Origin of the sequence: Caldalkalibacillus thermarum (genome assembly GCF_014644735.1) — a bacterium.
In the GTDB taxonomy this organism is placed as follows: domain Bacteria; phylum Bacillota; class Bacilli; order Caldalkalibacillales; family Caldalkalibacillaceae; genus Caldalkalibacillus; species Caldalkalibacillus thermarum.
Genome location: NZ_BMKZ01000068.1, coordinates 1 through 8,030 on the forward strand (window position 1 = coordinate 1; position 8,030 = coordinate 8,030).

Here is an 8,030-nt window from a genome sequence, read left to right on the forward strand (position 1 = left end):
CGTGTTTTTCCGCATTGTTTACACTTCGTCCTCGGAAGACGAGCGTGTAAGTATGTCTTATATTCCCAAAAATCGAGGTGTCTCCAAGTTCTATTTTCATCTACGATATCATGGACAGGCTGATGGTAAGCACCGCAATGGGAGCACATAAATTTACTTCCCCGTGGGAAGTCTAAATATATATGCAGTATTTCATGTTCACGATCTAATAAATGTGAACTCACATACCAAGGTTGCTCAATGTGCAAGGCTTCTTGAAATACATTTAATTCTTTTTGAAAATCTTTCATTTGACCATACCTCCGAAAACTTTGTTTTACTAGCAGTATGGTCAACTATTATTTTTCTCAAACCCATATGATTTAGCGAGGAAGCTAATGTTATATAATATAACACCCGTGGTGCTAGTTGAGCGTTAGAACTCAACTAGCCCTAGTGTGACCAGCGAATAGGCTAACAATATGCCGTCGAGCGCTACTTCAAATCCGATCATGGAATTCGCTCGAATCTCTGTGATCCGGTATTGGTCAACCAGAACCGAGAACACCGTCTCGATCACTTTGCGTTTTTGTGGGATCCATTTCTCCCATGCCTCGGACGAGCAATGTTTCTGGTTTTTTCGAGACGGAGTCCAAAGCGTCATTTGGTACTCTTCGTACAGCCTTTTTTGCAACTCACGGCTAATGAATCCTTTGTCCCCGAAGTTATAGGGTGTTTATTGCAAAATAAAAATACAGAGTTCTGCAACGAAAAGTGCAGAGCTGAAGGCAAAGAAAAAAAGGCTTGCCAGCCTCTAACATTTCCTCTACTGTGGAAGTTGTGAACACATAACCAAACAGTGGAGGAGCGAAAGGATGCTGGCAATGCCCGAAATTAATCGTATCAGAAAACTGCGTGAAAAGAAAGGGTTATCGATTGCGGAAATTTCCCGTGAAACGGGATATAACTGGAGAACGGTCAAGAAATACGCAGATGAAGACATTTCTGTCCAACCAACCATCAAACGCAAAAAGGGGATGATGGAGGAAGAAGGGTACGGGCAAATCATTGATGACTGGTTGGAGGAGGATGCCAAGCTGCCGAGAAAACAACGGCGAACGAACAAGACGATGTTTGAAGCGCTTTGTCGTGACCATGGATTTCAAGGCTCGTATCGCACCGTTTGCGCGTACGTGCAAAAACGAAGACCGCAGCTCAAGCTCGAGAAAGAACAGCGCTATGAACGACTGGAGCACCCGTCAGGCGAGGCGCAGGTGGATTTCGGGAAGATGACGGTGGTGACGAAGGAGGGGAAGGAAGAAGAGCGATCGGTTTTGATCATGAGCTTTCCCTATAGCAACGCTGCGTTTGCTTATCCGCTGCCGGCGGAAAACAGTGAATGCTTCCTCCACGGGTTGACGCAGCTGTTTCGTCAGGCTGGGGGAGTGCCAAAGGCATTGCGCATTGACAATTTGTCCGCGGCCATTGTGTCGATTCGAAAAGGGGGAGAACGCCGATTCACCGAGGCTTTTGAGAAATTCCAACTCTACTATCGGTTTGATGTACAAGTGTGCAATCCATACAGCGGACATGAGAAAGGAAATGCGGAGCGAAAAGTCTATTACACTCGCAACCTTTGTTTCATCCCCGCTCCATTGATGGAGTCGGATCCGGAGCTGGTGGAGTGGCTGCATCGCAAGATGGTCGAGGACCGAAACCGTCCTCATTATGAAAAGGGGCGGTGGATCGAGGAACTATGGCAGGAAGAGCAACCAGAGCTGTTGGCGTTGCCGGAACAAGATCTTCCGATCTTCTCCCTCGATCACGCTTACGTGAATAAATACGGAGAAGTAATGGTGGATGGGAAGGCGTTCGTCGTCCATGGCCTGTCCGTCCCCAACCGGGTGTTGGTGAAGAAAGAATGGAATCGTTTCGTTGTGTTCTCTTCCGATGGAGACGTCCATCTTGAAGCGCCAAGGCCGTATACGAACGTGAAACGCGAAATCCCTTGGAAAGAGATTTTCGCTGAGTGGGAGACCAAACCCCGGGTTGTCGGACATTCCCGCTACCGGACGTACTTGCCGGAGGCGATCCGAATGTATCTGGCTGGCCCCCCGCCCCAGGTGGTGGCCCGTTTAAAAGGACTGCGAGCGCTGTTGGATCGGCACACGCTTTACGAAATCGCCCAGTGGCTCGAGGAGAGTCAGCGATGGGACTTGACTCCTCATGAAATCGGCGTGTTGATGGAAGCGAAGCACTCCTATTACCCGGACAAGTGGGAAGAATCATACACCCCTTCCGTTCTAATCGACTATGAAACGGATTTAACGGTGTATGATCAACGTCTTCATCCCGCTCGGGAAGGGAGTGTCCAGAAATGAGAGCAGAGGTGAAAGAGATTTGTAAAGCGCTGCATTTGGCCTATATCGCAGATCGATTCGAGGAGGTGAGATTCGAAACGAAAGAACAGTTTTTGCGGGATGTATTGGCGCTGGAACTGTCGTGCCGCCAAGAAGCGAAACAGGCCCGGCTGATCAAGAAAGCCAAGTTTCGGAAGTTGAAATGGCTGAAGGATTACGAATGGTCGGGTCATATCCATTGGCCAGCCACGACATCGAGGGAGGAACTGTGTGACCTTCGCTTTTTGGAGCGAAAGCAAAACGTTCTGCTTTTAGGTTCACCTGGAACGGGGAAAACCCATCTCGCCACAGCACTTGGCATTCAGGCGTGCCAACAAGGCCATGAGGTTCGGTTTTTCCGCGTCGCGGATCTTGTCGCCCAGCTGGAAGAGGCGTTGAAAAACGGCACGCTCGGACGGCTGAAACGAAGCCTCGACCCATGCGAACTGTTGATTTTGGATGAACTCGGCTATGTGCCGTTTCAAAAGCAAGGATCGGAACTGTTGTTTCATATTATCGCCGACTGTTACGAGCGAAAAAGCGTCATGGTGACATCGAATCTAGAATTTGGACAGTGGAATCGGGTGTTTGGGGACAACCGTTTGACGGCAGCGTTAGTGGATCGCTTGGTTCACCATGCCCACATCTTGGCCTTCACGGGAGAGAGCTATCGACTGCGGAACGCTCTCTCCGCGATCCAGCCGTCCTCTGCCCCCGGTCTGGAACCTTAAGTCTTGAGCTGGCAAGCCTATGTATTTTTTCTTGCACTTCTCTGCATTTTTTGCTTGCAAAAAACAGTTATAGGGATGAGGAATTTGAGTCATCACGCTTTCAGCGGCGATACGATCATGGCAGGATGCTTCCGTCACCACATAGCCCATGGGCAACCCTTGATCGGTCACTTGAAGGTGCAGCTTCAACCCATAGTACCATTGCCTTTTTGAAGCGCAATACCCGATGTCTGCGATCGAGTCAGTCAAGACTTTGTGGAGAACATTTTTTCGGTTCACTACGGGTGTTGTCAATCACTAGTTAGCGAACCATTTTCAGGAATTGGTATCGTAAGCGCTTTCGGACTCTCATCCCTCATCTTGAAGTGATGATATTGTATTCCATTTTTTTACACTCAACCAAAATCCCGAAGCGCCGACAACGCTTGATGGATCGGCGTCCCGGATGACCGCTGCAGACACGGTAGATTCTGACGCACCACATCTGCCCACAACCGTCCTGCCTTCCGTTTGGCCTGTTCAACCCGCTTGGACTTCGTCGAGGCCGAGGCTGCCGTTCGGGTCTCTTCTTCCTCCACCAACTGCCCATTTCTCCGCCAAATCCCGTCGATTCGGGCTGCCATCGCCCTCAGAAACGCCCGAAGCCCTTGGTCTTTCCAGCTGCGGCGGGATTTCACCCGATGCGCAAACCGGCTCATCACGCTCTCGGCGTGGCCCATCGGACGCATGCCGGTCGTCTCCACCCCTTGCTCCGACAGCCACTCCCGATAGTCCCGGATGCATCCCGGCATCGACTCGATCCGGCGGATCATGGCAGCCATCTGCTTCTCTTTCGCTTCGTCCTCCAACGTGCCGACCGCGCTGTTCAGCTCCACCAGAAGCCCCTCTTCGTCTTGTTTCGCCAGCTTCTTCCGCACCTCCCGCCAACGCGGATGGCCGGACAGACACTGACGCAGCTCCCGCGCCACATGAAATCGATCCAGCTGAAAGCAGGCTCGCTTTCCAAAATACTCCCGGCAGGCCGTGATCCACGACGCCGCGTCGCCGTTGATGATCAAAAGGTCCCGGCACGGATCATAGGCATATTCGTTCATCAGCCACTCTTCAAACCGTTCCCACACGTCTCCCGCCCCTTCATGGAGGTAGTGGCGCCGGTTCACGAGCTCGAGCTGCGAACCGTTTCGTTTCCATCCCTCGTGAATCGCCAGGATTTTCTCTTCTTTCGCCCGTTTCCCTTTCCCCTGGCGGGAAATGAACAGCCCATCCGCCTCCACAAACAGCACTCGGCCGTGCCGTTTGGAAACAGGGTGGTGCAGCGAGACAGGGGCCTCCAGCACCAGTTGGCGAATCGCCTCGTGGCTCATGACCGCATACCCCACGATCGACTCCAACGTACGGGCCGCTTTGCGGTAGGAAGAGCACTCTACGGCCAACTCGACTGCCGTTTCCTCGAGGCAAGGGCTGATCGACTGCGCTCCATCAAAGCCCAGTTCGGCATCCAGCAAGAAGGTATACGCCCCCGCCTGCCGATCATAGTAGTAGTTCCGTCGAAACGTCACTTCTCCAAACAGCGTTTGGATCGTGGTCGGCCGTTTGTCTTTCAGCTGATACCGGCGCTTGTCCCGCGCTTCCGCCAGTTGTTGATCAATCTCCTCCAAAAGGGCCGCCAACAAGACAGCGAACACCTTTTGAAGAGTTCTGACTAATTGTTCCTCCAGCTCTTTTAATAAAGGCCATTCTGTGGTAAGATGTTTCATGGACTCTCTCCCTCCTGTTTTCGGTTGATGTTGACAATCACCATCATAGCAGGGAGAGAGTCCTTTTTGCATGACATTTGCTTTTTTCTACCGCGCTTCGCTTGGTGGCCCCGACGAGCGTCGCGAACAAAAGTTCGCAACCCTCGTCGGGGATCATTTCGGAATGTCACCCACAAATATTTTACTCACACAAATACAGCAACAATTTTATCAGGAAGGATGGAGCCCGGAACGAATGAGTTTCTCCAGATCGATCTCCTGTGCCCAATGTTCCAAGTGAACGAGGGCTTGCCGGCCATCAAACACATTGTAGAGGATGGCCTGAACGGCATCACTGGGTCGAGTCTGGCATTGCGAATCGACGGGAACGAGATGGTCAATCAATTAGGGCAGGTCCAGTTCCTTAAATAGGGTACTTATGATATTCAAAACCCGTGGTGCTAGATAAAATCAGACAAGCATAAAAATAGCCCTTGCATGAGGATCTCCTTAAAATGAAAGTGCGACCAAACATTTAAAAGGAGAATTCACATGCAAGAGCACTTTCATTTTACAACCGATCGGGCCAAACTTCAAAAACAATATGAAGCGATTTTGTTCTTTGTATCAGCTCAACTATCGAGTATCCAGATTCATCTTCAACGTCGAAATCGTCATTTGTTGAAACAGAAAGACGAAGTCATCATCACCATCCATGTCCTTGGAAAGTTGTTGGGCTTCACTTCCGAACGGGCTTGGCACCGGTTTGTGATCGGGAATTTGTTTCCCAAGGCCTTGTTCCCTGAGCGTTCTCGGTACAACCGTCGCTGCCGGGCGCTTAGCTTTGCGATCAAGTGGATTCGGCACCAGCTGGCCAAGCGCGGGCAACACCATGCGTATGCGGTTGTGGACAGCTTGCCGATCGAGTTGTGTCATTCATCCCGAATGTATCGCGTCAAACGGTTTCGTGGAATCGCCGATATTGGCTATTGTGCTTCCAAAAGGATTGCTTTCTATGGGTTAAAACTTCATCTGCAGGTCACCGATCAAGGGCCTCCGATGGGATATGTCGTCACCGAAGCGTCTTGTCACGACCGGGTGGCCGCTGAAACCGTCATGACACAAATTCCACATCCATATAACCTAGGTGACAAAGGGTATATCAGCCAAAAGCTGCAAAAGAAGCTGTACGAAGAGCATCGAGTTGCTTTTTGGACGCCTGTTCGAAAAAATCAGCGAATTCGCCAATCGAACGCATGGAAACAGTGGATGAAACGAAAACGCAAAGTGATTGAAACCGTGTTTTCGATTTTAGTCGATTCATATCGGATCACCGAGATTCGAGCGAACTCAATTTCTGGATTTGAAACGGCACTGGATGGTATTTTACTGGCTTACTCGCTTGTTGTTCTTAGGCTAGTTGAGCGTTAAGACTCAACTAGCACCACGGGTGTTAAAATATTACTATAGAAAGAGTAGAAAGAAGTCAATCAACACGTCTACAAAAAGAAGAATTTGCCCAGAATGGGAGGAAACTCAACGTGGTAAAAAAGAAACTTGTTAGGAGAAATTGTAAAAGTCAGTGCACAACATTCTATATACATGCAACATAAAGAGTTAACTTCTCATCCTGCACACCCTAAGCGTTGCAGCACTTCCTCCGGACGTTCGTGGATGTAGTGGACAAACCGAGCAATGGCCTGGACGATATCGTTTCGATTTTTGTGAAACACATTGGCGATCACGGTGTCTTTCAGCCATTTCCACAAGCGTTCGATCGGGTTCAGTTGCGGAGAATACGGAGGAAGGTAAATAAAGTGAAAACACTGTCCTTCTTCCCGCAAAAACTCCTTGACCATTTTGGCATGGTGAATGCGGGCGTTATCCAACACCAAAACCATGAGACGGTCTAAATAGCGCTGTTTGAGCATTCTCAAGAAATCCAAGAACGTCGCGGCATTGGCAGCGGTCGTTTGATGAAGCACCGTTTCACCATCATGGACGTTGACCGCGCCAAACAGCGATACGTGGGCATGATGGCCAAACGTCGGCACTTGTTTTTGGCGGCCGACTTCCGACCATGTGGACCGCAAGACATGGTAAGAGCGGATATGGGTTTCATCGATGTACAGAAGAACAGCATCTTCTGTCTCCTTGGTGATCAAGTTTTTTTTATCAGATCCATTTGTTTTTCAAATTGTTTTTGCTCATCCAGATTTCCTTTCGCCAGTGTGTACGTCGGTCGTGTCCACGACAGCCCTTTGCGGTGCAGGATTTTCGCAGCGCTTCGCGGGAAATGGAAACACCGAATTGCTTTGCGACATAGGATTGCAGGAGTTTGGTGTTCCACGCCGAAGCGACGTCCCAGCCCAGTTCTACGGGAGTGGTGGTCAACACAAGCTGTTTGATCTCTTCCTGCTGTTCTTCGGTGAGAAACGGCTCCCGCCCGGGGGCGAAATCCCGATGAAGCAGGAGTTCAAGGCCGCCTTCGTTGAACAGCGACACATAATGGGAAACAGTTTGTCGGCACACGTTGACCACGGAGGCCACGTCTTTGCCTAAATAGCCTTCCATGACCAAGCGGACGGCCATCACACGTTGGCGGAGATGGGCGTTTTTGATCTTCCGTTCCTGCTTGCGGAGTTTCCGGGGCGTCCATCCATGGTTGTCGGTGATTTTGAGACGTTTCATGCAGAATTCCGCTCCTTTTCCATGTTTTTCATTAGGAGCAGTATAACCGGAGTGGGCACCGCTTATGCGAAGGTTAACTTTTCAATGAGCATATATATAGTGTTACCGATACCAACTTTACAGATAGATAGATCAGAAATGTACGAGAAAATAGGCTTAAAATAAAAAGCAAGAATCATCCCCGAATGGATAAGAATGCAATCATACGGAAATGAGTATCCTCAAATCCTAAAAATTCAAAACTGTAGGTAATCTTAAAGCAAAACAGCTAATCGAATTGACTCACTAATTTTGTCTCTTAATTTAGAGATTAATCTTAAAATTTCTCATTTTTCTTGGCAAGAGACAAAATCCGCTTGCTTTACATGAACTTCTTAATGATTAAAGCTTCCGAACTTTTTTATAAATCATGCTATAGAAAATCGAGATACTGAAAGAACGTCATTCGTTATAAAAACTGCATAACAAGTTCCGATATCCATTCTTTAAATTGT

At 49.2% G+C, this 8,030-nt stretch carries 7 protein-coding genes and 4 pseudogenes; 3 read left to right on the plus strand and 8 right to left on the minus strand.

Annotated features, from left to right (window positions below):
- Together IEW48_RS15750 and IEW48_RS15755 are read right to left on the minus strand one after the other, a co-directional pair.
- Window positions 1-290, minus strand: a 290-nt coding sequence (locus IEW48_RS15750) for a transposase family protein (protein WP_188624591.1), incomplete at its 3' end; no start/stop codon positions are given.
- A gap of 125 nt (window positions 291-415) precedes the next feature.
- Window positions 416-712, minus strand: a pseudogene (locus IEW48_RS15755) (transposase); the annotation flags it as partial.
- Between the two features lie 142 nt (window positions 713-854).
- Here IEW48_RS15755 and istA point away from each other — a divergent pair.
- On the plus strand, window positions 855-2,360 hold the full coding sequence (gene istA, locus IEW48_RS15760) for an IS21 family transposase (protein WP_188624592.1): 1,506 nt from the start codon (window positions 855-857) through the stop codon (window positions 2,358-2,360).
- The gene (gene istB / locus IEW48_RS15765; protein WP_188624593.1) at window positions 2,357-3,109 is read left to right on the plus strand and encodes an IS21-like element helper ATPase IstB; all 753 of its coding nucleotides are present in this window, start codon (window positions 2,357-2,359) and stop codon (window positions 3,107-3,109) included. Before istA ends, istB begins: the two co-directional genes overlap by 4 nt.
- A gap of 66 nt (window positions 3,110-3,175) precedes the next feature.
- Here the strand turns inward: istB and IEW48_RS15770 are convergent.
- From IEW48_RS15770 to IEW48_RS15780, 3 genes and pseudogenes are all read right to left on the minus strand, one after another.
- Window positions 3,176-3,346 (minus strand): annotated as a pseudogene (locus IEW48_RS15770) (transposase); the annotation flags it as partial.
- A 158-nt stretch (window positions 3,347-3,504) separates the two neighbouring features.
- Entirely contained in the window at window positions 3,505-4,866 is a 1,362-nt protein-coding gene (locus IEW48_RS15775; RefSeq protein ID WP_188624594.1) for an ISLre2-like element ISGsp3 family transposase, read from the minus strand.
- Between the two features lie 213 nt (window positions 4,867-5,079).
- Window positions 5,080-5,295 (minus strand): annotated as a pseudogene (locus IEW48_RS15780) (DUF4277 domain-containing protein); the annotation flags it as partial.
- A gap of 102 nt (window positions 5,296-5,397) precedes the next feature.
- On the opposite strand from IEW48_RS15780, the gene IEW48_RS15785 reads away from it, so the two are divergent.
- Window positions 5,398-6,276, plus strand: coding sequence for an IS982 family transposase (locus IEW48_RS15785; RefSeq protein WP_188624595.1), 879 nt, complete (start codon window positions 5,398-5,400; stop codon window positions 6,274-6,276).
- 194 nt (window positions 6,277-6,470) lie between these two features.
- Here the strand turns inward: IEW48_RS15785 and IEW48_RS15790 are convergent, their stop codons facing one another.
- From IEW48_RS15790 to IEW48_RS15795, 3 genes and pseudogenes are all read right to left on the minus strand, one after another.
- The gene (locus IEW48_RS15790; RefSeq protein WP_020961371.1) at window positions 6,471-7,010 is read right to left on the minus strand and encodes an IS630 family transposase; all 540 of its coding nucleotides are present in this window, start codon (window positions 7,008-7,010) and stop codon (window positions 6,471-6,473) included.
- Window positions 7,007-7,195 carry a winged helix-turn-helix domain-containing protein gene (locus tag IEW48_RS17795; protein ID WP_443092718.1) on the minus strand — a complete coding sequence of 63 codons (189 nt, stop codon included), beginning with the start codon at window positions 7,193-7,195 and terminating at the stop codon, window positions 7,007-7,009. Before IEW48_RS17795 ends, IEW48_RS15790 begins: the two co-directional genes overlap by 4 nt.
- Window positions 7,183-7,536, minus strand: a pseudogene (locus IEW48_RS15795) (helix-turn-helix domain-containing protein); the annotation flags it as partial. The gene IEW48_RS17795 and the pseudogene IEW48_RS15795, both read right to left, overlap by 13 nt.
- Between the last annotated feature and the right edge of the window lie 494 nt (window positions 7,537-8,030).